The organism is Kitasatospora sp. NPDC059599 (assembly GCF_042735125.1).
Taxonomy (GTDB): Bacteria; Actinomycetota; Actinomycetes; order Streptomycetales; family Streptomycetaceae; genus Kitasatospora.
The window spans coordinates 1-23,085 of the sequence record NZ_JBHWCL010000075.1; the positions used below are offsets into that span (position 1 = coordinate 1).

A 23,085-nucleotide genomic window follows, 5' to 3' on the forward strand; every position below is an offset into this window, starting at 1 on the left:
GTCGCCGACGGTCCGACCCCCTGCCGCTCCCCCTCGTCCTCTCCGTCGGTCGTGGCCGACCTCCTTCCGCGACGGTGGGGCGGCCCGGTCCCGAACCGGTCCGGACCCGTTCAGTAGTAGTGGCGGCGTCCGCCGACGGCGTGCCCGAGGGCGCCGGCGACCCACAGGACCAGACCGATGAGGACCAGCACGATGCCGATGGTCCACAGGATCGAGATGCTGGTGACGAAGCCGATGATGAGCAGGATGACGCCGAGCACGATCACGGGAGCCTCCCTGGCTGGACAGGCGGATGGGTGTCGGGCGGGCGGCCTCGGAACCGCCCGCTCCCGATGTGGTTCACAGCACCGCGTGTACCGCTCCGGCGGCGGGGCAAACCGGCCGACCGACGCCGGTGCGCGCCGGGCTCGACGCGGGGCTCGGCGCACCGCTCGCCGTCGGGCTCGGCGCGGTGCCGCGGCGCCGCGCCGAGCTGCGTCACCGACGGTGGCGGCCACCCGTCCGGCGGGCCGGCGGACCGGGGCGCGGGGCCGCACGCGCGACCGGCAGGAAGAGACGGGCCAGCTCGCGGCCCAGGTTGACGCCGATCGCCAGGGCCATCGCCATCGCGGCCGCCCGCCCGATCCCGCTCAGCCCGACCTCGGGCCGCCCCCGGACGAAGGCGAGCATCCCGAAGTACAGCACCGACCCGGGCAGCAACGGGCCCAGGGCCGCCGTGACGTGCGGCAGCACCGGGGCGCCCCGGTAGCGCGCCATCAACTGGCCGGACAGTCCGACCAGCCCGGCCGCGAGGCCGGTCGCCAGGATCGGCTCCGCGCCGGCGTCGGCCAGCACCCCGTACGTCGTCCAGCCGACCGCGCTGTTGAGCAGGACCGCGGGCAGCGCGGCCGGCTCGGTGTTCAGCAGCACCGCGAAGGCCAGGGTCAGCAGCACCGCCGCGGTGAGCTGCAGCGGGGGGTTGTCCGCCGCGGCCGGGACGTCCTGGGCGGCCAGGTCGGCGCCGTTGTTGACGCCGACGTACAGGACGGCCATCACGCCGATCACCACGCCGGCCATCAGGTACAGCGCCTCCAGCAGGCGAGCGGCGGCGGTCAGGTAGAAGCCCGCGAGGCCGTCCTGGGCCGCCGCCACCATGGGCCAGCCCGGCAGCAGCGCGAACAGCCCGCCGGTGATCACCACCGATCCGCGCAGGTGCAGCCCGTTGAAGGACAGCAGGATGCCGATCACGGCCGCCGGGGCCGCGGCCACCACGAACTGGTAGAAGGCCGGCAGGTCGTGCCGCGCCACCAGGGCGGAGAGCCGGTCGCCGGCCAGGGCCGCGACAACGGCGCTGGCGAACACCAGCCAGGCCCGGGCGTCGGCCCGGCCACCGACCAGCAGGGTCGCCGCCCCGGCCAGCAGGCCGCAGCAGAGCAGGCGGATCCGGACGGGATAGCGGCGACTGGGCCGGTGGACGGCGACCAGGCGGTCGTGGGCGTCGTGGACGGTGACGCCGCCCGCCGCGATCTCGGTGACCAGCCGGAAGACCGCGGCCAGCCGCGCGTAGTCACCGGCCGGGCGGCGCACCGAGCACTCCGCCGTCAACGGCGGCTCCGAGGAGCCCGGCTGGTAGGAGATCGCCACCCGGGTGAAGGTGACCTGCGGGTCGCACGGGTGGACGCGGTAGGCGCGCGCGACGGCGAGCATCGCGGCCTCGACGTCCTCCGCCGCCTCGCCGCTGGCCAGCAGCAGTTCGCCCACCAGCAGTGCGAGGTCCAGCACCCGGGCCGGTTCAGCGGCTCCGGGCGGCTCCGCGCCGGACGGGTCGGGCGCCAGTCGGCGGTCGGCCGTCGGAGTGCGCAGCAACGGCAGCATCCGGTCGTGCCAGGGCCCCGCGGCGGCAGCGTCCCCGGGGGGCGGCCGGGTGTCCCCGGCGGGGCTTCCGGGCGCTGCGCCCTGCTGCGGCACCCGCTCCGAGCGGGGCGGACGTCCGTCCGGACCGGCAGGCGCGCCGAGCTGATCGTGATCCGACATGGCGACTCCCTGACCCCACCCCCTGTCCACTCACTGCTGTCGATCAACTACCCGAAGTGACGGTTCTGTGAACATCCGGGGCCTTGCGCACCCGTCCGGATCGGAGTGCGACCGGCCGTACACGCCCCATCGCGGCCGGTGTGCCGCGCGGCGGACCGGCAAGGCGGCGGGTCCGCGCTCGGGGTGTCGGCCTGACGAGTCCGACGAGTCCGACGAGCGAGCCTGCCCCCACCGGGGGTCGATCAGAACCGGGGGGCCAGCAGGCCCTCCAGCTCGGCCTCGAAGAGCAGGTCGGGGTCGAAGCCCATGCCGCCGAAGTGCCCGGCGAGTTCCAGGGAGAGCACGCCGTGCAGGCGGGTCCAGAAGGCCAGGAAGCGGTGGATCGCACCGATGGGGGCGGGGTGGTCGCCGACCCAATCCCGGTGCGCCGCCAGGTGAGCGGCGAGCGCCGTCCCCGCGGTTTCGGGCGCCTCGGGCGCCTCGGGGGCCTCGGGCGCCCGGGGCGCCCCGGGAGTCGCCGCCGTGCAGGCGTCAAGCAGCGTGCGCATGATCGCATCGGAGACGGCGGCGGTGTCCTGCGGCGCGTGGTAGCCGGGGACGGGGGTGCCGTAGAGCAGGAAGTACCGCTGCGGGTCGGCCAGGGCCCAGCCGCGCAGGGTGCGCGCGAGCCCGGCGAGGTCGGCGCCGTCGGCGGCGGCCGCGCCGAGGGTGTCGGCGAGGCTCCGGTACGCGTCCCGGACGAGTTCGGTGATCAGTTCGTCGCGGCCGGCGAAGTAGCGGTAGAGCGCGGGGCCGCTCAGGCCCATCTGCTTGGCGATCGCGTTGAGCGAGAGCGCGGAGGCGCCCGCCGTGGCGATCTGCTCCCGGGCGTGCCGCTTGACCTCTTCGCGCAGCTGGGCGCGGTAGCGCTCGCGCGGCGTGTCCGCGCCCGTGCCCGTCTTCGCCATGCCCGGCCCGCCCTCCGCGTCATGCGCGCCTAGATACTCACGCTTTCGTTAGAGGCTATCACGAAGGCTATTGACCCCGGCCTCGTCGCCGAGTTACAACTTCTCACGAAAGCGTGAGCTTCTAGCTCCACCTCGAACCGCCCGTCAGCGAAGGGGAGTTCCATGTCCGGCACCCGCAGCACCGGCGCCCGCGCCGCCCTCGTCACCGTCCCGCTCGTCCTCGGCCTGCTCGGCGCCGCCGCCGCTCCGGCCGGAGCCGCCACTTCGCGCCACGACACCTCCCTCACCTGCCGGGGGGCCGGCGTCGACCCCGGCGCCAAAGTGCGGTACCGGACCGAGGCGCTGGTCCACGCGCCGCTGCGCACCGTCTGGAAGCTGCAGACCGACATCGCGCGCTGGCCCGCCTGGCAGGCCCCGGTCCGGAGCGCGGAGCGCCTCGACCACGGCCCGTTGCGCCGGGGTTCGGTGTTCCACTGGACCACCCCGCTGCCCCCGAACCCCGCGACCACGGCCACCGAACTGGACATCACCTCGACCGTCCGGCAGGTGCGGCCCGGCTCCTGCATCCGCTGGACCGGCCCCGCCGACGCCGAGGGCCTGCACATCGACGGCGTCCACGTGTGGAACTTCACCGCCGTCGACGGCGGTGTCCTGGTGCGCACCGAGGAGACCCACACCGGCCCCCAGGTCGACGCGAACGTGCCCGCCGCCACCGCCATCCTGCGCCAGGGCCTCGACGGCTGGCTGCACGACCTGACGACCACCGCCGAGGCCCGCGCCCGGCAGCAGCGGAACTGAACCGCGGACCCGCGCATGGAACCCGGCCGTCCGGGCAGACGCGGCCCGGGGCGGACCTCGCCCCGTCGACGAGAGGAGCACCTGCCATGGGGACCGACGACAAGATGCGCAACATGGCGGAGAAGGCCGGCGGCAAGATCAAGGAAGCCGCCGGGAAAGCCACCGGCGACCGCACGATCGAAACCAAGGGCAAGGCCGACCAGGTGAAGAGCGACCTGAAGCAGGCCGGAGAGAAGATCAAGGACGCGGGGAAGCACTGACCCGTCGCCCGGGGGCCGCACCCCGACGGCCCCCGGGTGACGCACTCCCCCCGCACACTCGGCCGAGGAGGCGAATCCCATGACCGACCAGGACCAGCCCGTGCCCAAGGACCTTCCGGTCCCCGTCGAGACCCCCGAGTCCCGGCTGGCCGGCGAGGGCTCGCCGCCACCCGGGCACGAGGACCGGAAGGGGCCGGAGGACGGGCCCGAGTACCGGACCACCGAACCGGCCCACGAGCCGGCCCGTAAACCGGAGCCGCACGAGCCGCCGGACTGAGCCGGCGCGGCGGGTGCTCCGCCCCGGGCGGTTCGCCCCGCGCACGCCGGTCCGGGCCGCACGTCCGATGATCCGAGGAATCGGCTGATCGGACGATTCCGCCGCGCGCTCCGGCGAACGAGTGGTCCGGAACGGCGATCCCGCGCACGGCGGCGTTGCGCGCGGGACGCCGTCGCCCACCGGGCGGTACACCTGGGGCCGCTCGCCGCACCCGCGGCACTGCACCGACGACCGGGACGGGAGGGACGAGATGCGGACCGCAGCCGAACTCCTGCTCTGGTGGGGGGCGTTGCTGCTGCTCAACCTCGTGCTGATCAGCTCGGTGCCGCCGTTGGAGGCGGCGGTGGGCGGCGGTATCGCCCTGCTCGGGGCGGCCGGCGCGGCGGTGCTGCGACTCGCCCCCGGCCGGCCGCCGCTCGCGGCCTCCCCCGACGGCCGACGGGTCGGCCGGCTTGCCCTCGTCCGTCAGATCACGCCACTGGAGCCGGCGTTGACGGAGCGCACCGACGGCGCGACGGCCGCCGCCCGGGCGACCGCACGCGTCGAGACCGCCCGGGGGGCCGACCGGTGGCCGACGCGCTGATCGTGATCACCCTGCTGCTGACCGGGTTCGCCGCCACCACTGCGGCGCTCACCCGCGACCTGATGCGGCAGGCCGCTGTCCTCGCGCTGCTGGGGCTCTGCCTCGCCGCCCTCCTCACCGTCCTCCGGGCGCCCGGCGTCGAGCTCTCCCGGCTGGCCATCGGCGGCGCGATCACCACGCTGCTCCTGCTGCTGGCGGTACGCCGGGGGCGTCGCGACGAGCGCTCCGACGACCGTCCCGAGTGAACGCCGGGCGGCCGCACCGGTCCGGCCCGGTCAGCCGTCGAGGAGCCCGTGGCGGTCCGCATAGTCCGTGAGGCCGTCGGCCGTCCGGCCGGCCCAGCCGAGGTAGCCGTCCGGGCGGACGAGGAACACGCCGGTGCCGTACGCCCCGTAGGCCGGGATGCGGACCACGGGGGCGGTGAGAGCGGGCAGCGGGTCGTCGGTGCCGACGGTCAGCAGGGTCCAGTGCGGACCGCGGAAGGCGTCGAACAGGCGGGTGCCGCCGCGCTGTCCGTCGGGGGCGCGGTCGCCGGCGCGCAGCGCGTCCTCCGGGAGGTCCGGGCGGGTGTCCACGGCGAGCGAGGACTCCCGGTAGCCGAGGCCGAGTTGCTGGGTAGCGCGGCCGCGGCGTTCCTCGCCGCGGTGGACCCGGGTCGACAGGGCGAGCATCTCCGCCGCGTTGGCGCGGCGCTCCTCCTCGTAGGTGTCGAGCAGCGCGGCGTCCGCCCGGCCGGCCAGCACGGCGGCCAGCTTCCAGGCCAGGTTGTACGCGTCCTGGACGCTGGTGTTGAGGCCCTGCGCACCGGCCGGCGAGTGGACGTGCGCGGCGTCGCCGGCGAGGAACACCCGGCTCGCGCGGAAGCGGTCCGCCAGTGCGGCGCGCGGGCGGAACCCGGAGATCCAGCGCAGCTCGGTCACCTGCTCGGCGGTCAGGTGGGAGCGGGCGGCGACCACCGCGCGCAGGCCGTCGAGGGTGAGGTCGACGGCCGTCCCTTCGGGGAACCCGGCGACGAGCTGGAAGTCCTCGGTGCCGCCCAGCGGGCAGATCGCCAGCAGTCCCTCGTCGGAGGGGAACACGTGCCAGTGCTCGCGGCCCAGTCCGGTGACCCGGACGTCGGCGATGAGCATCGGCGCGGGGTCGACGGTCTCCCCGGTCATCCCGATGCCGAGCAGTCGCCGGACGGTCGAGCGTCCGCCGTCGGCCGCGACGAGGTAGCGGGCCCGGACCGGGGCACCGGTGGTGAACTCGGCGGTCACGCCGTCCTCGTCCTGGCGGAGGCCGGCCAGTTCGCGGCCGAACGCGACCTCGCCGCCCAGCTCGCGCAGCCGCCCGTGCAGGATCCGCTGGGTGAGCCACTGGGGCAGCATCAGCGTCTCGGTGTACGGCTCGGCCTCGGAGGGTTCGGCCGGTTCGTACATGCGGCGCTCGTCCTGCGGTTCGCCGCCCTTCCAGAAGAGGTTGGGCGGGTAGTGGCCGGCCACCTCGCGAACCCGGTCGAGCACGCCGTAGTCGTGCAGGACCTCCAGGGTGCGCGGCTGCAGGCCCTTGCCGCGCGAGCCGGGGAAGAGCTCCGCGCCGCGCTCGACCACCAGCGCGGCGACGCCGTGCCGGGCGAGGTCGAGCGCGAGGGCGAGGCCGGTGGGCCCGGCGCCGATGATCAGGACGTCCGTGTGCGTGCCGCGAGCGGTCACGGCAACCCCCTTAACGTTGTTAAGCAGCCGATGCCGGAAGCGTGCACTTAACGGCGTTAAACTGTCAAGCGTGACCCCGCAGAGAACCCCCAAGCTCGATCGCGCCCAGGTCGTCGACGCCGCACTGAGACTGCTCGACGAGGTCGGCCTCGACGGCCTCACCCTGCGCGCCATCGCCGCCTCGCTCGACGTCAAGGCACCCGCGCTGTACTGGCACTTCAAGGACAAGCAGGCGCTGCTGGACGAGATGGCGACCGAGATCATGCGCCGGATGACGGCCCGCGCGGCCGGGGCGGGCGGCGGCCCGGCGGAGGCACCGGCCGACTGGCGGGCGGTGTACCTCACCACGATGCGGGCCCTGCGCGCCGAACTCCTGCGCCACCGCGACGGCGCGAAGGTCTACAGCGGCGCCCGGTTCACCGACACCTCGTACGCGGCCGGCCTCGACGCCTCGCTGCGCCTGCTCATCGACGCCGGCTTCACCATGGCGACCGCCACCCGGGCCTGGTACACCGCGTACAGCTACACCATCGGCTACGTCATCGAGGAGCAGGCCATGGGCCCCAACCCCTTCGACGGGGACGAGGGCTACGACGTCGAGGCGCGCGCCGAGCGCCTGGCCGCCCACCCGCTCGCCGCCGAGGCGGGCCGGGTGATGTTCCGGGACTTCGACGAGGGCTTCGAGGCGGGCCTGGCGCTGGTCCTGGCCGGGGTCGAGGCGACCATGACCGACTGACGGCCGCAGACCGGCGGTCCACCGACGCGAGCCACCGGCCATCGGCCATCGGTCACCGGTCACCGGTCACCGGTCACCGGTCACCCGACGGGCCGTCACGCATCCGACGCGCCGTCAAGCTTCCGACGCATCCGAACCTTTTCGAAGCCGGAACGCTCCCCCTCGTACCACCCCCGTTGGTCCGGCGTTCACGTGTACATGTAAACTGCGTTCACCTCGCCCGTCTACCTTCGTGGCGCCCCGCCGCCCAAGATCCACCGGCGGGGCCCCAACTCTGAAAAAAATGATCTGACGTTCGAGGTACCAACCATGTACGCAGTCCCCACCCGCACACGGTGGCTCCGCTCCGGAGCCGGCCTGCTCGGCGCGGTCTCCCTGGCGGCCCTCGGCGGCGCGCCCGCAGCCTTCGCGGCCGACGCCCCCCAGACCGCCACGCCGATCAAGCACCTGGTGGTGATATTCCAGGAGAACGTCTCCTTCGACCACTACTTCGGCACCTACCCGAACGCGGCCAACACCGCCGACGACAAGGTGAAGTTCACCGCCAAGCCCGGCACCCCGAAGGTCGACGGCCTCTCCGACGACCTGCTCCACCACAACCCGAACGGGACCAACCCGAAGCGGCTGAGCCCGTCCCAGGCCGTCACCTGCGACCAGGACCACACCTACAAGGACGAGCAACTCGCCTTCGACGGCGGCAAGATGGACAAGTTCGTCGAGCACACCGACGTCGAGAGCTGCAAGGCGCCGATGTTCACCCAGCCCGGCCTGGTGATGGACTACTACGACGGCAACACCGTCACCGCCCTGTGGAACTACGCCCAGCGCTTCGCGATGAGCGACAGCTTCTTCGGCACCACCTACGGCCCGTCCACCCCCGGCGCGCTCAACCTGGTCACCGGTCAGACCCACGGCGGCTACCCGGTCGACCCGAAGACCGGCCAGAAGACCACCGACGCCTACGTGGTCTCCTCCCCGGACGCCAACGGCGTCGGCACCGTCATCAACGACCCGGACCCGGGCTACGACGACTGCTCCAGCCCCCAGCACAACCAGCTGGTGATGACCGGCAAGAACGTCGGCGACCTGCTGAACGACAAGGGCGTCAGCTGGGGCTGGTTCCAGGGCGGGTTCAAGCCGACCGGCGAGAAGGACGGCAAGGCCGTCTGCGGGGCCGCCCACGACAACATCGTGGGTGCGTCGCAGACCGACTACAACCCGCACCACGAGCCGTTCCAGTACTACAAGTCCACCGCGAACCCGAAGCACCTGGCGCCCAAGGACGTGGACGAGGTCGGGCACAACGGCCAGGCCAACCACCAGTACGACCTGACCGACTTCGACGCCGCCCTGCAGCACGGCAACCTGCCCGCCGTCAGCTACCTGAAGGCCGCCAACTACCAGGACGGGCACGCGGGTTACTCCGACCCGCTGGACGAGCAGCACTTCGTCGTGGACACCCTGAACAAGCTCCAGAAGTCCAAGGACTGGGCCTCCACCGCCGTCGTCATCGCGTACGACGACTCGGACGGCTGGTACGACCACAAGTTCGCCGAGCCCGTCAACGGCTCGCGGGACGCCGCCAACGACAGCCTCAACGGCCCCGGCCAGTGCGGCAAGGACGGCGGCGCGGGCGGCTACGCCGACCGCTGCGGCTACGGCCCGCGCCTGCCGCTGATGGTCGCGTCCCCGTACGCCAAGGCCAACTTCGTGGACCACACGCTGACCGACCAGACCTCCGTCCTGCGCTTCGTCGAGGACAACTGGAAGACCGGCCGGATCGGCGACGCCTCCTTCGACGAGCACGCCGGCTCCATCGAGGGCATGTTCGACTTCAAGTCCCCGCAGGCCGCCACCCTCCTGCTCGACCCGGCCACCGGCCAGCCCGCCGGCGGGGCCACGCCGACCGGTCAGCCCACCGGCGGCAGCTCGGCCACGGCCTCCGCCTCCGCCCCGGCAGGCCCGACGGACGGCACCGGCAGCGGCACCGCCGTCGCGGCGCCCACCGGCAGCGCCTCCGGTCCGGCGCTGGCCACCACCGGCGCGGACTCGAACACCGTGCCGATCGCGATCACGGCCGTGGCGCTGCTGGCGCTCGGCGGCGGCGCGGTGTTCGTCACCCGGCGGCGGCGCGGCCGCCGCGCCTGACGCTCCGTCCACAGCGCGCACGCACCGGCGTGCCGACACCGCCGGGTCCTCGTCGAGGGCCCGGCGGTGTCCGCGTTCCGGGGCGGTCGGGACGGTGCCACCGCCGTCCGCCCGGGGTGCGCAGGCCGTGCCTGCGGCCGTAGAACGGAAGGGAGCGAATCCCACCGGAAGGAGACGGGCCATGGGCCTGCCCCTGGCGGCCGGACACGTGCTCGTCCGCCTCGCCGACGGCCCGCCGGAGGCGGCGCACACGGTGCTGGACGCACTGGAGACCGTCTTCCCCAACCACACCGGACGCGGACGCACCCGGGTCGGCAACGTGTGGGAGGACCCGCCGACCGTGACCTCGGAGGGCACCCGGGTGGTGGCCGGCCCGCGGCCCGCCGGTGCCCCGCCCCGCGCGGCACCGGCCGGCGTGCACCTGTTCTCCCAGGCCTTCGACGCGCGCAGCGGGCGGGACCGGGCCACGCCGGCGCAGGCGATCACCCTGGCGGGCGGGATCGACGCGGACCTGCTCGGCGGCCACGAGGACGTCGAACGGGTGCTGACGGTGCTCACCGCCCTCTGCGGGACGGTCGAGCAGGAGCGCGAGGCGCAGGGGCCCCACCTGGCCGTGCGGCTACGGCTCGGCCCGCCCGGGTGAGCGGGGCCGGCCGGGCAGACGTGTCGCCACCACCGAGCGGGGGCAGGCGCACGGACGGCAGCAGACCGGCTACTCCGTCCGGGGGCCGCCATGGCCGTGCGGCGCAGACCGGGCGTCCGGCGCGGGGCCCGACCTCACGCGGCGCGCGTCCGCCCACGGCCGGCGGATCCACGCACCCCGGAGCGGCCTCCGGCCCCACCGGGCCGACAACCATCCCACCGGGTCCGGCCCGGTGGCCGTTCGGCGGACCCCGGGGTTGCATGGACTGACCGAGCCCCAGCGATCCGGAGGTAGCGCCGTGTACGAGATGTGGGCCGAGCACGACCCGGCGGTGTCCCCGCCCGCCGTGGTGTGGCACGTGGTGGCGAAGGACGACGCGACGTCGTCGCTGTGCGGGCGGTTCCTGGAGCCGTCCCAGCGGGTCGTCCCGGCGGGGGACAACGCCGCCGTCGAGGCCGCACCGGACCGCTACTGCGATCCCTGCCTGCTCACCGTGCGCGAGGCCCTGGCGGCCAGCGCCCGGTAACCGTCCGCTCCGCCAGCGGTCACGGGAGCGGCACGGCCGTGAGGCACGGGTGCCGGCTGCCGGTCGCCGGTCGCCGGCGCCGCGAGGACGGTGGCCACCCTCCGTTGATCCCCACCCGGAGTCCGCCGTCCGCGCTCTCCCGGACGAGCCCCCCGCCGGGCCCACGGCGCTCGTCTCGTGGACGACGACGACGGCCGGTGGAGCGTGCCCGCCGACCGGGCCGGGGAGGGTCACCGCGTAACGGCGGGTGAGGTTTCTCATGACGGCCACCTTCTTCCCCCACCCCGTGTCACCGAATCTCCTCCCGCGCCAGGCCGCTTGTACACGGACGGCACACCTGTCCGGGCCTCCGACGGCGCCCGGACGACGGGGGACGACGGGTGGGGACGACGCTGCGTGTACCCGGCCCGGGAACGGCCACCCGCGCATCTGCCCGGCCCGGGCCTGGCTGCACGCACCGGTGAACAGGACTCGGAGGCGATCCCATGACCACGCCGGACACCGACCCCCACGGCCGCACCGAACCCCGCCGGACCGGCCGCCGCCGCGCCGACCCCCGCCGGACCGGCCGCCGGGAGTCGCCCGACGAGCGGGCCGACCGGCCCACCGCCCCGGTCGGCTACCACCGGGTCTTCGCAGGGCGCCGCCGCAAGCCCCAACCGGTCGACTCGGCGGCCCGGTTGGTGGTGGGCGGCCTGGTCCTGCCGGCACTGACCATCGGGTCGGCGCTGCTGCTCCTGCTCCGGGTCGCGACCGACGACGCGGCGTCCTCGGGCTTGATCGCCGGTGCCGTCGTGCTCTGGTTCGCGTTCTCCTGGCTGCTCCTGCCGGTCCTGCACCTGCGCCGGGACGACGGGCACTCCGGCCCGCCGTCCGCCGGCACCGGATCCGACCGCACGGCCCGCGCCCCGCCCGCCCGCGACCCGCCGCGGTGACGTGCGCACGGCGGGCATGAAGGTGCGGGTGTACGAAGAGTCCCCGCCGGAGAGACGCTGGGAGCAGGACTTCCACCCGGGAGGCTTCGATGATCCGTCCCCGCCGACGCCGTCCGCACACCGTGACGTCGCGGGGCGGGCCGCGCCCCCGCCGGACAGGACCCAGGAGCCGGACAGGACCCAAGGGAGGCCACCCGTGCGGATGAACGGCTCCGGGCCGAACCGGCGGGCCGTACCGCTCGGCAGCAGACGCCCCCGGGTGGCACCGCGCCGCCGGGCCCCGGTGGAGCACGCCGACCGGGCCGGGCCGGTCGAGCACGTCCCCGGAGGACTGCGAACGGCTGCCGGGTACACCTGGCGGCTGGGGCTGCTCGGCGTCGGCGCCTACCTGGTCGTCGACGTCCTCGGCCGGCTGGAACTGCCGGTCATCGCGGTGTTCATCGCGCTCGTCATCACCTCGGTCCTGCGCCCGCTGGTCGACCTGCTGGCCAGGGCGATGCCCCGCTCGCTCGCCGTCCTGATCGCCTTCCTCTGCGCCCTAGCGGTGATCGGCGGGGTCCTGGCGCTGGTCGGGACGACCGTCGCCGACGAGTGGAACCGGCTGGGCAACGAGGTGCGCGGCGGGCTCGGCCGGATCGACCGCTCGCTGACCGGCGCCCCCTTCCACCTGCGGCCCGGGACCGTCACCGACCTGCGGGCGAAGATCGGTGACTTCATCTCCACCCACCGCTCGACGCTGGTCAGCACCGCCCTCAGCGGCGCTGGCCGAGCCGTCGAGCTGGTCACCGGGCTGGCGCTCGCGGTGTTCTGCTCGGTGTTCTTCCTGCACTCCGGCGACCGGATGTGGTCCTGGGCGCAGGGGCAGCTGCCGGCCCGCCGCCGTACCGTCTGGGACCGGGCCGGGCGCGCGGCCTGGCGCACCTTCGCGGGCTACACCCGCGGCGTGCTGATCGTGGCGGCGACCAACGCCGTGCTGGTCGGCGTCGCCCTGGCGATCCTGGGGGTGCCGCTGGTCCTGCCGCTGACGGTGCTGGAGTTCGTGGCGGCGCTCATCCCGCTGATCGGCTCGCCGATCGCCCTGGCCGTCGCCTCCGTGGTCGCCCTGGCCGCGCGCGGGCCGGTGGTCGCGCTGCTGGTGCTCGCCCTGATCGTGGTCATCGGCCAGATCGAGGGACACCTGCTGCACCCACTGGTGCTCGGCTGGTCCGTCCGGATCCACCCGGTGGTCATCGCCCTGTCGGTGACCGGCGGCGCCGTCCTGGCCGGCGTCCTGGGAGCGGTGGTGGCGGTGCCGGTGGTGTCGGTCGCCTGGGCCGTGATCGGCGAACTCCGCGACCTGCGGGCCCACCGCGGCCCGCCCGGGCGCTCACGGGACGATCCCTCGGTGCCGGGCGACCGGCCGCACGGCCGCGCGGACGAGCGCCGGAGCCCGGACCCCGCCGAGGACGACCGGCGCGGCCGCTGAGTGCGCGGTGGCGCTGGCTGGCGGCAGACCCGACGGCAGACCCGACGACGGAGCCGGCGACGGGGACGGGGACGGGGAAAGGGGCCGCAACACCGACAGCACGGCGGTCGGCAGGCGCACGACCGTTCCGGGCACGCCGCCCGGCACCCGGCACCACGTGCGTGGTGCTCGGGGGCACGGTCCGGCGCGTCTGTCCGCACGCAGATCGTCCTCGATCTCCGCCAGCATCCGCAGCTCCCCGCGCGAGCGCCCCGGGCCTGCCACCGCCGCCACCTCCGGCGCCACGCGGGGCAGCGCGAGGTCGCCCGGGCGCGGGGTCACTCGGCGTCGGAGCACCCGGCGCGGAGCACCGGCTCCGGAGCAGCGGGGACGGCCCGGCTCCCGAGGACGGGGATGGTCCCTCCGGGGGACGGCCTGGCAGGATGCCCATGATCGACTCCAGCGACACTCCGCACGACCGAAGGGCCCCACCGTGACCACTCCCACCAGCACCGTCGTCGAGCGCGCGGACGAGCGGCACCGGTACGAGATCCTCGTGGACGGCACGCTCGCCGGCTTCACCGAGTACCGGGACCACGAGGACCAGCGCGTCTTCTTCCACACCGAGATCGACGACGCCTTCGCCGGGCAGGGCCTCGCCGGCCGTCTCGTCCAGGACGCGCTGACCGACGTACGCGCGGCCGGCAAGCGGATCGTGCCGATCTGCCCGTACGTCGCCAAGTTCCTCACCAAGCACGAGGAGTTCACCGACATCACCGACCCGGTCACCCCCGAGGTCAAGGGCTGGCTCCGCACCCGGCTCGCCTGAGCGACCCGCCCCGCGGCGCCCTGCCCCGGGCCCGTTCTCCCGTTCCCTGGTGGGCCCGGTCGGCCCAGCGGGTGGGGTCGTTGGTCCCTGGCCGGGGCGACGGGGGGATGGGGATCCTGGTCGGCGGAGTGCGCCGGACGGGAATGGAAGGGCCTGGTGATGGGCGAGTTGGTCGCAGTGGGGGCGTTCGAGGGGCTGACGGGCGAGGTCCTGGCCGAGGCCCGGGTCCGGGTCGCCGCCGCAGCGGTGGCACCCGGCGTGGGGACGCTGGTGGAGGCGCTGCGGGTCAGGCTGGCGGCCGTGGCCGGGGGTGTGCTGGCGCAGGTGAACGCCGAGGTGGACGGTCGGCGGATCCGGGTGCAGGAGGTCGCCGCCGAGCTGGGTGAATCCCTCGACCGGGCCGCCGACGCGCTGCGCGGCAGGATCAGGGCCGTCACCGGGGCCTGGGCGCCGCGCCCGTGGCCGGGCGCCCACCGGATCGCCTCACCCGCCGGGGCGCTCGTCGACGCGTCCGCCGTGCCGCCCGTCGTCCCGTCCGCCGCGGACCGGGGGGTCGGCGGGGGCGGCGGGGACCCCCGGATCGTCCGGCGCAAGGAGCCCGCGCTGGTGTGGTGTTCGCCGGAGGCGGCCGCCCGGACCATGGACGCGATGGACTACCACATCCACCTGTTCACCGATCCGGCGACCGAGACCGACGCCGTCGTCTACCGCGTCGGGCCGACCGGCTACCGGCTGGCCCGCACCGTCGCCGCCGGACCGCCCGGCCGCCGCACCGCGCCGATCACGCTCAGTCCGTACGGCGCGCCCCGGCTGAGCGAGGCGCGGGCCGTCGACCGGCTGGTGGACGCCGAGTTGCCGTTCCTGTTCTTCGCCGACCCCGTCAGCGGGCGCGGCCGCGTGCTCTACCGGCGCTTCGACGGCCGGCTCGGTCTGATCGCGGGACGGGCCTGACCGCGGAACAGGCCTGACCGCGGGACGGCACCGAGCCCGGGAACCCGACGCGCCCCGCCGAGCGGCTGCTCGGCGGGGCGCGGTGCGGCGTCCGACCGGGTCCGGCCGGGTGCGCCCGGACGTCGGGGACGGTGCGTCACATGTTGATCATGTGACCGGCGAGACCGTGGATGGCCTCCTTGACCGCCTCGCCCAGCGTCGGGTGGGCGTGCACGTTGCGGGCGACCTCGTGGACGGTCAGGTCCCACTGCTGGGCCAGCGTCAGCTCGGGCAGCAGCTCGGTGACCTCGGGGCCGATCAGGTGGGCGCCGAGCAGCTCGCCGTGCGTGGTGTCGCTGATGACCTTGACGAAGCCGATCGGGTGGCCGAGGCCGTGCGCCTTGCCGTTCGCGGTGAACGGGAACTTGGCGACCTTGACGTCGTACCCCAGCTCCCGGGCCTGCGCCTCGGTGTAGCCGAAGGAGGCGATCTGCGGCTGGCAGTAGGTGGCGCGCGGGATCATGGCGAAGTCGACCTCCATGGTCTCCGCCCCGCCGATGGTCTCGGCGGCGATCACGGCCATGGCCTCGGCGGCGTGCGCGAGCATCAGCTTGGCGGTGACGTCGCCGATCGCGAAGATGTGCTCGACGCTGGTGCGGCCGCGGCCGTCCACCGCGATGGCGTTGCGGTCGGTGAGCTTGACCCCGGTGTTCTCCAGGCCGTAGCCGTTGACCCGCGGGGCGAAGCCGATCGCCTGGAGCACCTTGTCGGCCTCCAACACCTTCTGCTCGCCGTCCTTGGTGACGGTGACGCGGACCTTGGCGCCGGGGTCGCTGTCGTCGATCGACTCGACCCGGGTGGAGGTCAGCACCTCGATGCCCAGCTTGCGGTACTGCTTGGCGAGTTCGGTGGAGACCTCGACGTCCTCCAGCGGCACCACGCGGTCGAGGAACTCGACGATGGTGACCTTCACGCCGTAGTTGTGCAGCACGTACGCGAACTCGACGCCGATCGCGCCGGCGCCGGCGATGATGATGCTCTCCGGCAGCTGCTCGGTGAGGATCTGCTCCTCGTACGTGACGACGCGCTCGCTCAGGCTGGTGCCGGGCAGCAGGCGGGTGGTGGCCCCGGCGGCGATGACGCAGTGGTCGAAGGTGACGACGTCGAAGCCGCCGCCGCTGAGCGCGACCTGCAGGGTGTGGTCGTCGACGAAGGTGCCCCAGCCGTCGTACTCGGTGATGCCGTTCTTCTTCATCAGGTAGTGGACGCCCTTGACCCGGCCGTCGGCCACCGAACGGCTGCGGCGGAACGCCTCGCCGAAGTCGAAGGTCACCTGGCCCTCGACCTTGATGCCGAAGGTCTTGGCCTCCTTGGTGAAGATGTGGGCGAGCTCGGCGTTGCGCAGCAGGGCCTTGGAGGGGATGCAGCCGACGTTGAGGCAGACGCCGCCCCAGTACTTGGCCTCGATGACCGCGACCTTCAGGCCCAGCTGGGCCGAGCGGACGGCGGCGGTGTAGCCGCCGGGGCCCGCGCCGAGGACGACGACGTCGTAGTGCGTGCTCATGTTGCTGACTCCTCCGAGGGTGTCACGGTGTCGTGATCTCGGTCCCATGGTGGCAGGACCGGGCTCGGCGCACCCACCGGGTCTCGGCGGATGCGCTCCGCGCGGCACCGTACAGGCCCGGGGCCGGATTGTCAGTGGTCTCCGCTACGGTGACCGCACCGGCGCCCATCAGGGACGATGACGGAGGGGAGGGAGCGGTGGCACGGTCGGAGGCGGCGTTCGCGGTGCGTACGGCGGGCGGGTGGGCCCGCCGCCCGAGGACGGCAGCGGGCCCACCCGGGCATCAGGCCGCCACGTCGTCGGCGCAGCCGCCCACTCCGGCGTCGTTCGTGCCGCTGGTGCCGGGGCCGCCCGCGCCCACGGCCGCCGACTTCCCGGTCGGGGCCGGCACCGGTACGGGCCGCTGGAGGGAGGAGAGGTCCCAGGCGTAGGTGCCCACGGCGTTGGCGATCACGTCGATGTTGACGTCGAAGGCGTCCATGTCGATGTTGCCGAGGTTGTCGCAGGCCTTGTGGTAGCAGGTGTCGTAGGCGGTGCCCGCCGTGCCGCCGTAACGCTCCGCCTGCTCCGGGGACTTGATCTTCTCGGCGCCGGTGTCGGTGCCGCCGGCCGGGATGCCGGCGTCGATGAACGGACCGTAGTCGGAGCGGCCGTCGAAGGCGGTCGGGTCGTGCGGCAGGCCGAGGCCGTCCAGGTAACCGGTGATGTCGCGTTCGATCTGCGCCGAGCCCTCGGGGCCCGCGCCGCCGCCGGCGCTGCCGGAGCCGTTGTAGACGAACTGCGCGTAGTTGGGGGAGGCGATCATGTCGAAGTTGAGGTAGAGCCGGATCTTCTTCCGATCCGCCTCGGAGAGTGACGCCACGTACGCCTCGGAACCCTTGAGGCCGAACTCCTCGGCGGACCACCAGGCGAATCTGACCTTGTTCTTCACCGGGTGGACGTTGAGGTTCTCGGCGACCTCCAGGATGCCCGCCGAGCCGGAGCCGTTGTCGTTGATGCCGGGCCCGGCCGGGACGGAGTCGAGGTGCGCCCCGACCATCACGGTGTTGGCCGGGTCGCCGCCGCGGGTCTCCGCGATGACGTTCCAGGTCTTGCGCGGCTCCATGAAGGTGCGGAGGTCGAGGGTCACCCGGACGGGCCCGGCGGCCGCCCCGGCGGCCAGTGCCTCACCGGCCGCCTTGGTGATCCCGCCGGTCGGGACCTTTCCGGCGGTCGGGTCCCCGAGGGTGCCGTTGAGGTCACCGTCGGCGTTGTTGTAGATGAGCGCGCCGGCCGCGCCCGCCGCCGCCGCGGCGGCCTGCTTCTGGGCGAAGCTGCACCCGCCCCGCCGGATCAGGGCGACCTTGCCGGTGAACCCGCCCGCCGGGTAGTCGGTGGCCGCGCAGCCGGTGGTGGCGCTGACCGGCGCGACGGCCAACTCGGCGGTCAGGCCCGCGTCTGGGCCGCTCACCGAGTACGTCATCGCGATCACGGGGACGGACTCGGCCTTCGGCGACAGCACGTCGAGCCGCTGGGTCCGGGCCTCGAAGAAGGTGTACTCGAACTCCTGCTTGGACACCTTGAGTCCGGCGCGCCGCGCCCGGTCGTAGACGTACTGCGCGGACTGCTCGTGGCCCTTCGAACCCGCCACCCGGGTGCCGTCGTTGCGGTCGGCGATCCGCTGCAGCGCGGCCAGGGTGTCGCGGGCGGTCTCGGCGTCGCTCGCCTCGACCAGCCGCGCGGCCAGCTTGGCGCCCTTGCGCGCCGGGTCGGGGTCGGCCACCGCGCTCCCGGCACCGGCCAGCAGCAGCGGGGTGACCAGGGTGGCGACAGTCAGTGCGGCGCCCGCGCCGCGCCGGGCGGCGGCGCCGCCGCGTGAGCGCGGTAACGGGGTGGCGTTGTCCGGCCGGGTGGCGCGGTCGTTCGTGGTGGAGCGGTCGAGCGGGGAGGTCGAGCGACGGGTGCGCAGCATCAGGGCGACTCCTTCCGACGGGCCGTGAACTCACGATTTGACAGGACCGGAATCGCCTTGCCAAGCCCGCCGCGCGGCCCGCGGGATGCGCGCGGGGGGATGCGCGGTGATATTGGAGGAGTGGGGCCGTCTCATCCAGGAGTGTGACCACATGTCCATGATGGATAAGCTCAAGAGCCTGCTGAAGGGCCACGAGGAGCAGGCCGACAAGGCCGTCGACAAGGCTGGTGACACCGTCGACGAGCACACCCAGGGAACGTACGGCAGCCAGGTGGACACCGCCCAGGAGCAGATGAAGAACCAGTTCCGGGACGAGCCGCCGGCGCAGTAGCGCCGCCCGCCGTCCAGGCGTGCGCCACCCCGGTCCGGCCGAGCGGCCGGGCCGGGGTCCGGCTCTCCGTGCCCTGTCGGGGGGCTCAGCTGTGGCCCGGGTCCGTCCGTCCGGCGCCGCGGGGCGGGTCGTCGCCGGTGGCACCACAGGGCGGGTCGTCGCCGGTGGCACCGCAGTTCTCGCACGGTTCCGGACCGGACCGCTCCCGCAGCCGTCCGCACTCCGGGCACACCCGCTCCAGCCAGCAGGCCGACTCGCCGCCTTCGTCCATGCCACCGATTCTGCTCCCGGCACCCGACCGACGGCGAGTAGACACTGTCTACGCCACCCTGGTAGACAGTGTCCATGACTGATCAGGACAGGGACCTCCGCGCCCGACTGGTGGCCGCCGGCGTCGAACTGGTGACCACCGGGGGCGTCCAGGCACTCGGACTGCGCGAGATCGCCCGCCACGCCGGGGTCTCGCACGGAGCGCCCCGCCGCTACTTCCCCACCCACCGCGAACTGCTCGCCGCCATCGCGCAGCAGGGCTTCGGCCGGCTCACCGACACGCTCGCCGGTGCCGACGCCCTCGCCGCCGGCACCGGCGGCGACGCCCGCAGCCGCCTCGACGCGCTCGCCCGCGCCTACCTCGGTTTCGCCGCCGCCAACCCCGGCATGTTCGAGCTGATGTTCCGTCACGACCTGCTGGAGGGCAGCGGTGCGGAACTGCGCCGCACCAGCGTGCCGCTGTTCCTCACCTTCGTCGGCCTGGTCTCCGAGGTGCACCCGGACGCCGACGACCCGGCCACCGCCACCGCCGCCCTGTGGTCCAACCTGCACGGCCTGGCCCAGCTGCGCACCTGGGGCAGCCTCCGGCTCATCACCGGCGGCGAGGACGTCGAGCCGCTGCTGCGCGCCGTGCTGGACGCCCACCTCGGCCCGGCCGCCCGGTGACACCGCGGCTCCACCGCCGGCTCACCCTCGCCGCGAGCATCACCGGCGCCGTCCTGGTCGCCCTCGACGGCACGGTGCTGACCGTCGCCCGGCCCGTCCTCCAGCGTGACCTGCACGCCTCCGTCGCCGCCGTCCAGTGGGCCGGCACCGGCTACCTCGTCACCGTCGCCGCCCTGCTGGTCTTCGCCGGCCGGCTCGGCGACCGCTACGGGCACCGCCGCGTCTTCGCCCTCGGCGTGGCGGGCTTCGCCGCGAGCTCCGCCGCGATCGCCGTCGCGCCCGGCATCGGCTGGGTCATCGCCCTGCGGGTGGTCCAGGGCGTGGCGGGCGCCCTGCTGCAGCCGGCCACCCTCGGCATGCTGCGCACCGCCTGGCCCGCCGACCGGCTGGCCGGTGCGATCGCGGTGCGCACCGCGGCGATCGGGCTCGCGGCGGCGGCCGGGCCCCTGGTCGGCGGAGCGCTCACCGCGCACTTCGGCTGGCGGTCGGTCTTCCTGGTCGGCCTCCTGCCCGCCGGGGCCGCACTGCTCGCGGTCCTCGCCGTGCCGTCCGCGGCACGACCGGCGGCGGCCGCACCCGGCGGCGGGCTCGACCTGCCGGGCGCGGCCCTGCTCGCACTGGCCCTGGCCTGCCTCGTGCAGACCCTGGTCGCCCTGCCGGACTCCGGCTGGTCGGCCGGCACCGCGCTCGGCCTGGCGGTGGCCGGAGTGCTCGGCCTCGCCCTGGCCCGGCACGAGCGGCGCACCGCGCGTCCACTGCTGCCACCCGCCCTGCTCCGCTCGCCGGCGGTCGCACCGCCGCTCGGGGTCCTGCTCGCGACCTCGGCGGCGCTCCAGGGCGTGCTCTTCCCGGCGACGTACTACCTGCAGGACGTGCTGGGGCTCGACCCGCTGCAGAGCGCACTGCGGGCGGCGCCGCTCGCGGTGGCGATGATCGTCGCGGCGGCGACCTCGGCCCGGCCGGCCAAGCGTCACGGCGAGCGCGCCGTGGTGCTGGTGGGGACGGTCCTGGTCACGTCGGGCGCATTGCTCACCGCCCGGCTCGGCCCCGGTTCGGGGACCGTCGGGATCACCGTCTGCTTCCTGCTGCTGGGGGCCGGCTTCGGCGCGGTGATGGCGACGGCCACCGCGCTGGTGGTCCGGGGCGCGTCCACCGGCGAGGCCGGCGTCGCGGGCGGGTTGCAGCAGACCGCGCTGAACGTCGGCCCGGCCCTCGGAATCGCGCTGGCCACGACCACCACTGGCAGCGGCGACCCCGGCGCCGCGCTGACGCCCTCCGCCCTGGCCATGGCCGCCCTGGCGGCGGCGGGGACCCTGCTCGCCGCACGGCTGCCGGACGGCACCGGACGGGCACCGGAGTCCGTCACACGCCCGTGACGCCGTCGACGCACTCGCGGAGCAGGTCGGCGTGGCCGTTGTGGCGGGCGTACTCCTCGACCAGGTGGACCAGGATCCAGCGCAGCGAGACGGTCTCCGAGCCGAGCGCCGCGGCGGCTCCGGCGGAGAGCGGGCCCGCGGCGTCCAGGGACGCCGACGCGGTCAGCTCGCGCCCGAGGTCGATCTCCGCCCGCCAGCGCGCCAGTGCCTCGGCGGCCCCCCGCCCCGGGTCCAGCGCGTACCCGTCGGGGTTGTCGGCGCCGTACACCGGCGGCACCTCCAGACCGGCGAACACCCGCTGGTACCAGGTGCGTTCGACCTCGGCGAGGTGCTGTACCAGACCCAGCAGGGTCATCGTCGACGGCGGTACGGCGGCCAGCCGGACCTGACGGTCGTCGAGCCCGGCGACCTTCGTGGCGAGCGTGGCCCGCTGGAAGTCCAACCAGCTCTCCAGCATGGTCCGTTCGTCGGCGTGCGCAGGCGGAATCGGCCGCCCGTCCGGGGTGGATGCCATGCCCGCCACCCTCGCACAGCCGGCACCCTCCGCGCGCCCGCGCCGGTCCGGGGCGGGCGCTCGGCGGGCGCCGCGGCCGCCGCGGGTCACTCGGCGCTTCGGAGCACCCTCGGTTCGTCGGCCGGCGCCGGGTGCGGTGCGGGCGCGGGGCGCGAGGCCTCCGGCTGCTCCCGTGCCGCCGGTCGCTTCGGTACCGCCGGTCGCTTCGGTGCAACCGGTCGTTTCGGTGCAGCCGACGCCCGAGGCCGTGCGAGGGCCGCCAGCAGGGCGAGCTGCAGGACCGCGCCCACCACCGGTCCGAGCCGGACGCCCGACACTCCCAGGGGCCCCGACAGCGCGGCCGAGGTGACGAGTTGGGCGCCGAGGCCGACCAGGACGGACAGCACCACCGGGCGGCCGGCACCCGCCGCCTGGTGGAACCCGCCGAGGGCTACCACCAGCGCGTACGGGAGCAGGTAGAGCGCCGCCATCCGCAGGAACCCGACGGACTGCGCCGCCACCGCCGGGTCGTCGGTGAACAGCGCGGTCAGCGGGGCGGCGAGCGTCGCGGACAGCACCGCCGCCACCGCACCGACGAGCGCGGCCAGCCGTCCGGTGGCGCGGTGCAGGGTGCACAGCGCGCCGCCCTCCCCCGCGCCGGTGAGGCGGGCGGCCTCGATCGCGGCGGCCTGGCGCAGCGCGTAGAAGGCCATGGTGACGACGAGCAGCACCCGGTAGCCGACGCCGTAGCCGGCCACCGCCGCGACACCGAAGCCCGCCACCAGCGCGAGTTGGGCCGTACCGACGGCCATCCGGGCGGTGAAGTCCAGGCCGAACGGCGTGCCCGCGCGCACGATCCGCGCCGCCGCCGCGCGCACTGCCCCGGCGGCCCGGGCCGGCCGGGGCCACGGCTGCGGCCGCGCCGACAGCCGCAGGGTGACGGCGAGGGCGACCGCCCGGGAGGCGGCCAGCGCCAGCGCGGCGCCCGGTACACCGAGGGCGGGCAACGGGCCGGCGCCGAGGATGAGCAGCGGGTCGAGGACGAGCAGCAGGGCGTTGGAGAGCAGGGCGATCCGCATCGGGGTGCGGGTGTCGCCCGCACCCTTGAACAGTTCGTCGGCGACCCGCTGACCGAAGAACAGCGCGAAGGCCGGGAAGGCGACGGTGAGGTACGCGGCGGCGTGGGCGGCGGCCTCGCCGTCCAGGAAGGCGCCCGCGAGCCGGTCGCGGAGCAGGAAGCCGGGGACGGCGAGGGCGAGACTGCCCGCGGCGCAGAGCCACCAGGCGGCGCGGGTGGTGCGGGCGGCCTCGTCGTGGTCACCGGCGCCGAGTGCGCGGGACAGCCGGACGCTGGTGCCGGAGCCGACCACCAGGACGAGCCCGAGGAGCAGGTTCTCGACGGTTCCGGCCAAGGTGACGGCGGCGACCGCGGCCCCGCCGAGACCGGCCACCCAGAGCGTGCCGATCACCGAGGCGACCACCCCGGACAGCAGTTCCGCGTAGACGGGTACGGCGAGCGCCGTGAGTCGGGACAGATGCCCGCGCATGATTCCTCCCCTGTTCCGCCGTCCGGGGCCTGCTCGGGGCCCTTCGGCCGGAGCCCGGACGGCAACCTCGAATAGAGATACATCGATTCGAGGTACATCGGCAAGAGATATCATGACCGCTCCA

The 23,085-nt window shown here is 74.7% G+C and carries 25 protein-coding genes and 1 pseudogene; 16 read left to right on the plus strand and 10 right to left on the minus strand.

Annotation, left to right across the window (positions count from 1 at the left end; genetic code table 11):
• Positions 1-110: 110 nt before the first annotated feature.
• The 3 genes from ACFV04_RS24660 to ACFV04_RS24670 all read right to left on the minus strand — a co-directional run bounded on the left by ACFV04_RS24660 (position 111) and on the right by ACFV04_RS24670 (position 2,960).
• Positions 111-266: a DUF6131 family protein gene (locus ACFV04_RS24660; protein WP_360255417.1), complete on the minus strand. Its 156-nt coding sequence runs from the start codon at positions 264-266 to the stop codon at positions 111-113.
• A gap of 211 nt (positions 267-477) precedes the next feature.
• Entirely contained in the window at positions 478-2,013 is a 1,536-nt protein-coding gene (locus ACFV04_RS24665; RefSeq protein ID WP_380532314.1) for a threonine/serine exporter ThrE family protein, read from the minus strand.
• Between the two features lie 242 nt (positions 2,014-2,255).
• The gene (locus ACFV04_RS24670) at positions 2,256-2,960 is read right to left on the minus strand and encodes a TetR/AcrR family transcriptional regulator (RefSeq protein WP_380532317.1); all 705 of its coding nucleotides are present in this window, start codon (positions 2,958-2,960) and stop codon (positions 2,256-2,258) included.
• Between the two features lie 162 nt (positions 2,961-3,122).
• Between ACFV04_RS24670 and ACFV04_RS24675 the strand changes: the two genes are divergently transcribed.
• From ACFV04_RS24675 to ACFV04_RS24695, 5 genes are all read left to right on the plus strand, one after another.
• A complete protein-coding gene (locus ACFV04_RS24675; protein ID WP_380532320.1) occupies positions 3,123-3,758 on the plus strand; it encodes an SRPBCC family protein in 636 nt (211 codons plus the stop codon).
• 86 nt (positions 3,759-3,844) lie between these two features.
• Complete coding sequence (locus ACFV04_RS24680; protein WP_380347037.1) at positions 3,845-4,018, plus strand: CsbD family protein; 174 nt, start codon at positions 3,845-3,847, stop codon at positions 4,016-4,018.
• Positions 4,019-4,097: 79 nt separating this feature from the next.
• Complete coding sequence (locus tag ACFV04_RS24685) at positions 4,098-4,295, plus strand: hypothetical protein (RefSeq protein WP_380532323.1); 198 nt, start codon at positions 4,098-4,100, stop codon at positions 4,293-4,295.
• 250 nt (positions 4,296-4,545) lie between these two features.
• Complete coding sequence (locus ACFV04_RS24690; protein ID WP_380347040.1) at positions 4,546-4,878, plus strand: hypothetical protein; 333 nt, start codon at positions 4,546-4,548, stop codon at positions 4,876-4,878.
• Positions 4,863-5,123: a hydrogenase subunit MbhD domain-containing protein gene (locus ACFV04_RS24695; protein WP_380532326.1), complete on the plus strand. Its 261-nt coding sequence runs from the start codon at positions 4,863-4,865 to the stop codon at positions 5,121-5,123. The genes ACFV04_RS24690 and ACFV04_RS24695 overlap by 16 nt, the downstream gene beginning before the upstream one ends.
• Before the next feature lie 30 nt (positions 5,124-5,153).
• Here ACFV04_RS24695 and ACFV04_RS24700 read toward each other — a convergent pair whose 3' ends face one another.
• A complete protein-coding gene (locus ACFV04_RS24700) occupies positions 5,154-6,572 on the minus strand; it encodes an FAD-dependent monooxygenase (protein ID WP_380532329.1) in 1,419 nt (472 codons plus the stop codon).
• 70 nt (positions 6,573-6,642) lie between these two features.
• On the opposite strand from ACFV04_RS24700, the gene ACFV04_RS24705 reads away from it, so the two are divergent.
• From ACFV04_RS24705 to ACFV04_RS24720, 4 genes are all read left to right on the plus strand, one after another.
• Complete coding sequence (locus tag ACFV04_RS24705) at positions 6,643-7,308, plus strand: TetR/AcrR family transcriptional regulator C-terminal domain-containing protein (RefSeq protein WP_380347044.1); 666 nt, start codon at positions 6,643-6,645, stop codon at positions 7,306-7,308.
• Between the two features lie 309 nt (positions 7,309-7,617).
• Positions 7,618-9,456 (plus strand): alkaline phosphatase family protein, encoded by a 1,839-nt coding sequence (locus ACFV04_RS24710; protein WP_380347046.1) that lies wholly within the window; start codon positions 7,618-7,620, stop codon positions 9,454-9,456.
• 181 nt (positions 9,457-9,637) lie between these two features.
• Complete coding sequence (locus ACFV04_RS24715) at positions 9,638-10,099, plus strand: hypothetical protein (RefSeq protein ID WP_380532333.1); 462 nt, start codon at positions 9,638-9,640, stop codon at positions 10,097-10,099.
• Positions 10,100-10,397: 298 nt separating this feature from the next.
• Positions 10,398-10,625: a hypothetical protein gene (locus ACFV04_RS24720; RefSeq protein ID WP_380347049.1), complete on the plus strand. Its 228-nt coding sequence runs from the start codon at positions 10,398-10,400 to the stop codon at positions 10,623-10,625.
• A 162-nt stretch (positions 10,626-10,787) separates the two neighbouring features.
• Here ACFV04_RS24720 and ACFV04_RS24725 read toward each other — a convergent pair.
• Positions 10,788-11,054, minus strand: a pseudogene (locus ACFV04_RS24725) (DUF6296 family protein); the annotation flags it as partial.
• A gap of 56 nt (positions 11,055-11,110) precedes the next feature.
• On the opposite strand from ACFV04_RS24725, the gene ACFV04_RS24730 reads away from it, so the two are divergent.
• The 4 genes from ACFV04_RS24730 to ACFV04_RS24745 all read left to right on the plus strand — a co-directional run bounded on the left by ACFV04_RS24730 (position 11,111) and on the right by ACFV04_RS24745 (position 14,784).
• Entirely contained in the window at positions 11,111-11,560 is a 450-nt protein-coding gene (locus tag ACFV04_RS24730) for a DUF6328 family protein (protein WP_380532336.1), read from the plus strand.
• Between the two features lie 202 nt (positions 11,561-11,762).
• Positions 11,763-13,025, plus strand: a complete 1,263-nt coding sequence (locus ACFV04_RS24735; RefSeq protein ID WP_380347111.1) for an AI-2E family transporter — start codon at positions 11,763-11,765, stop codon at positions 13,023-13,025.
• 472 nt (positions 13,026-13,497) lie between these two features.
• On the plus strand, positions 13,498-13,833 hold the full coding sequence (locus tag ACFV04_RS24740) for a GNAT family N-acetyltransferase (RefSeq protein WP_360255446.1): 336 nt from the start codon (positions 13,498-13,500) through the stop codon (positions 13,831-13,833).
• 159 nt (positions 13,834-13,992) lie between these two features.
• Entirely contained in the window at positions 13,993-14,784 is a 792-nt protein-coding gene (locus tag ACFV04_RS24745; protein ID WP_380347052.1) for a sigma 54 modulation/S30EA ribosomal C-terminal domain-containing protein, read from the plus strand.
• A 136-nt stretch (positions 14,785-14,920) separates the two neighbouring features.
• Here ACFV04_RS24745 and lpdA read toward each other — a convergent pair whose 3' ends face one another.
• Together lpdA and ACFV04_RS24755 are read right to left on the minus strand one after the other, a co-directional pair.
• Positions 14,921-16,327, minus strand: a complete 1,407-nt coding sequence (lpdA, locus tag ACFV04_RS24750) for a dihydrolipoyl dehydrogenase (RefSeq protein ID WP_380347054.1) — start codon at positions 16,325-16,327, stop codon at positions 14,921-14,923.
• Positions 16,328-16,610: 283 nt separating this feature from the next.
• Positions 16,611-18,278, minus strand: coding sequence for a M28 family metallopeptidase (locus ACFV04_RS24755; protein WP_380532341.1), 1,668 nt, complete (start codon positions 18,276-18,278; stop codon positions 16,611-16,613).
• A 151-nt stretch (positions 18,279-18,429) separates the two neighbouring features.
• Between ACFV04_RS24755 and ACFV04_RS24760 the strand changes: the two genes are divergently transcribed.
• Entirely contained in the window at positions 18,430-18,609 is a 180-nt protein-coding gene (locus ACFV04_RS24760; RefSeq protein ID WP_360255455.1) for an antitoxin, read from the plus strand.
• Positions 18,610-18,694: 85 nt separating this feature from the next.
• Here the strand turns inward: ACFV04_RS24760 and ACFV04_RS24765 are convergent, their stop codons facing one another.
• Complete coding sequence (locus tag ACFV04_RS24765) at positions 18,695-18,880, minus strand: hypothetical protein (protein ID WP_380532344.1); 186 nt, start codon at positions 18,878-18,880, stop codon at positions 18,695-18,697.
• A 74-nt stretch (positions 18,881-18,954) separates the two neighbouring features.
• Between ACFV04_RS24765 and ACFV04_RS24770 the strand changes: the two genes are divergently transcribed.
• Positions 18,955-19,545 carry a TetR/AcrR family transcriptional regulator gene (locus ACFV04_RS24770; RefSeq protein ID WP_380532346.1) on the plus strand — a complete coding sequence of 197 codons (591 nt, stop codon included), beginning with the start codon at positions 18,955-18,957 and terminating at the stop codon, positions 19,543-19,545.
• Positions 19,542-20,921: an MFS transporter gene (locus tag ACFV04_RS24775; protein ID WP_380532349.1), complete on the plus strand. Its 1,380-nt coding sequence runs from the start codon at positions 19,542-19,544 to the stop codon at positions 20,919-20,921. The genes ACFV04_RS24770 and ACFV04_RS24775 overlap by 4 nt, the downstream gene beginning before the upstream one ends.
• Here the strand turns inward: ACFV04_RS24775 and ACFV04_RS24780 are convergent.
• Positions 20,908-21,435 carry a DinB family protein gene (locus ACFV04_RS24780; RefSeq protein WP_380347061.1) on the minus strand — a complete coding sequence of 176 codons (528 nt, stop codon included), beginning with the start codon at positions 21,433-21,435 and terminating at the stop codon, positions 20,908-20,910. The two genes, ACFV04_RS24775 and ACFV04_RS24780, sit on opposite strands and share 14 nt — an antisense overlap.
• Before the next feature lie 86 nt (positions 21,436-21,521).
• The gene (locus ACFV04_RS24785) at positions 21,522-22,961 is read right to left on the minus strand and encodes an MATE family efflux transporter (protein WP_380532352.1); all 1,440 of its coding nucleotides are present in this window, start codon (positions 22,959-22,961) and stop codon (positions 21,522-21,524) included.
• Positions 22,962-23,085: the final 124 nt, after the last annotated feature.

Bases quoted from the DNA above. Each gene is read 5' to 3' on its own strand.
- ACFV04_RS24715 (WP_380532333.1), top strand. From the start codon at position 9,638: ATGGGCCTGCCCCTGGCGGCCGGACACGTGCTCGTCCGCCTCGCCGAC.
- ACFV04_RS24770 (WP_380532346.1), top strand. From the start codon at position 18,955: ATGACTGATCAGGACAGGGACCTCCGCGCCCGACTGGTGGCCGCCGGC.
- ACFV04_RS24665 (WP_380532314.1), bottom strand. From the start codon at position 2,013: ATGTCGGATCACGATCAGCTCGGCGCGCCTGCCGGTCCGGACGGACGT.
- ACFV04_RS24710 (WP_380347046.1), top strand. From the start codon at position 7,618: ATGTACGCAGTCCCCACCCGCACACGGTGGCTCCGCTCCGGAGCCGGC.
- ACFV04_RS24730 (WP_380532336.1), top strand. From the start codon at position 11,111: ATGACCACGCCGGACACCGACCCCCACGGCCGCACCGAACCCCGCCGG.
- ACFV04_RS24780 (WP_380347061.1), bottom strand. From the start codon at position 21,435: ATGGCATCCACCCCGGACGGGCGGCCGATTCCGCCTGCGCACGCCGAC.
- ACFV04_RS24680 (WP_380347037.1), top strand. From the start codon at position 3,845: ATGGGGACCGACGACAAGATGCGCAACATGGCGGAGAAGGCCGGCGGC.
- ACFV04_RS24785 (WP_380532352.1), bottom strand. From the start codon at position 22,961: ATGCGCGGGCATCTGTCCCGACTCACGGCGCTCGCCGTACCCGTCTAC.
- ACFV04_RS24760 (WP_360255455.1), top strand. From the start codon at position 18,430: ATGTCCATGATGGATAAGCTCAAGAGCCTGCTGAAGGGCCACGAGGAG.
- ACFV04_RS24675 (WP_380532320.1), top strand. From the start codon at position 3,123: ATGTCCGGCACCCGCAGCACCGGCGCCCGCGCCGCCCTCGTCACCGTC.
- ACFV04_RS24765 (WP_380532344.1), bottom strand. From the start codon at position 18,880: ATGGACGAAGGCGGCGAGTCGGCCTGCTGGCTGGAGCGGGTGTGCCCG.
- ACFV04_RS24755 (WP_380532341.1), bottom strand. From the start codon at position 18,278: ATGCTGCGCACCCGTCGCTCGACCTCCCCGCTCGACCGCTCCACCACG.
- lpdA (WP_380347054.1), bottom strand. From the start codon at position 16,327: ATGAGCACGCACTACGACGTCGTCGTCCTCGGCGCGGGCCCCGGCGGC.
- ACFV04_RS24745 (WP_380347052.1), top strand. From the start codon at position 13,993: ATGGGCGAGTTGGTCGCAGTGGGGGCGTTCGAGGGGCTGACGGGCGAG.
- ACFV04_RS24685 (WP_380532323.1), top strand. From the start codon at position 4,098: ATGACCGACCAGGACCAGCCCGTGCCCAAGGACCTTCCGGTCCCCGTC.
- ACFV04_RS24670 (WP_380532317.1), bottom strand. From the start codon at position 2,960: ATGGCGAAGACGGGCACGGGCGCGGACACGCCGCGCGAGCGCTACCGC.
- ACFV04_RS24735 (WP_380347111.1), top strand. From the start codon at position 11,763: ATGAACGGCTCCGGGCCGAACCGGCGGGCCGTACCGCTCGGCAGCAGA.
- ACFV04_RS24690 (WP_380347040.1), top strand. From the start codon at position 4,546: ATGCGGACCGCAGCCGAACTCCTGCTCTGGTGGGGGGCGTTGCTGCTG.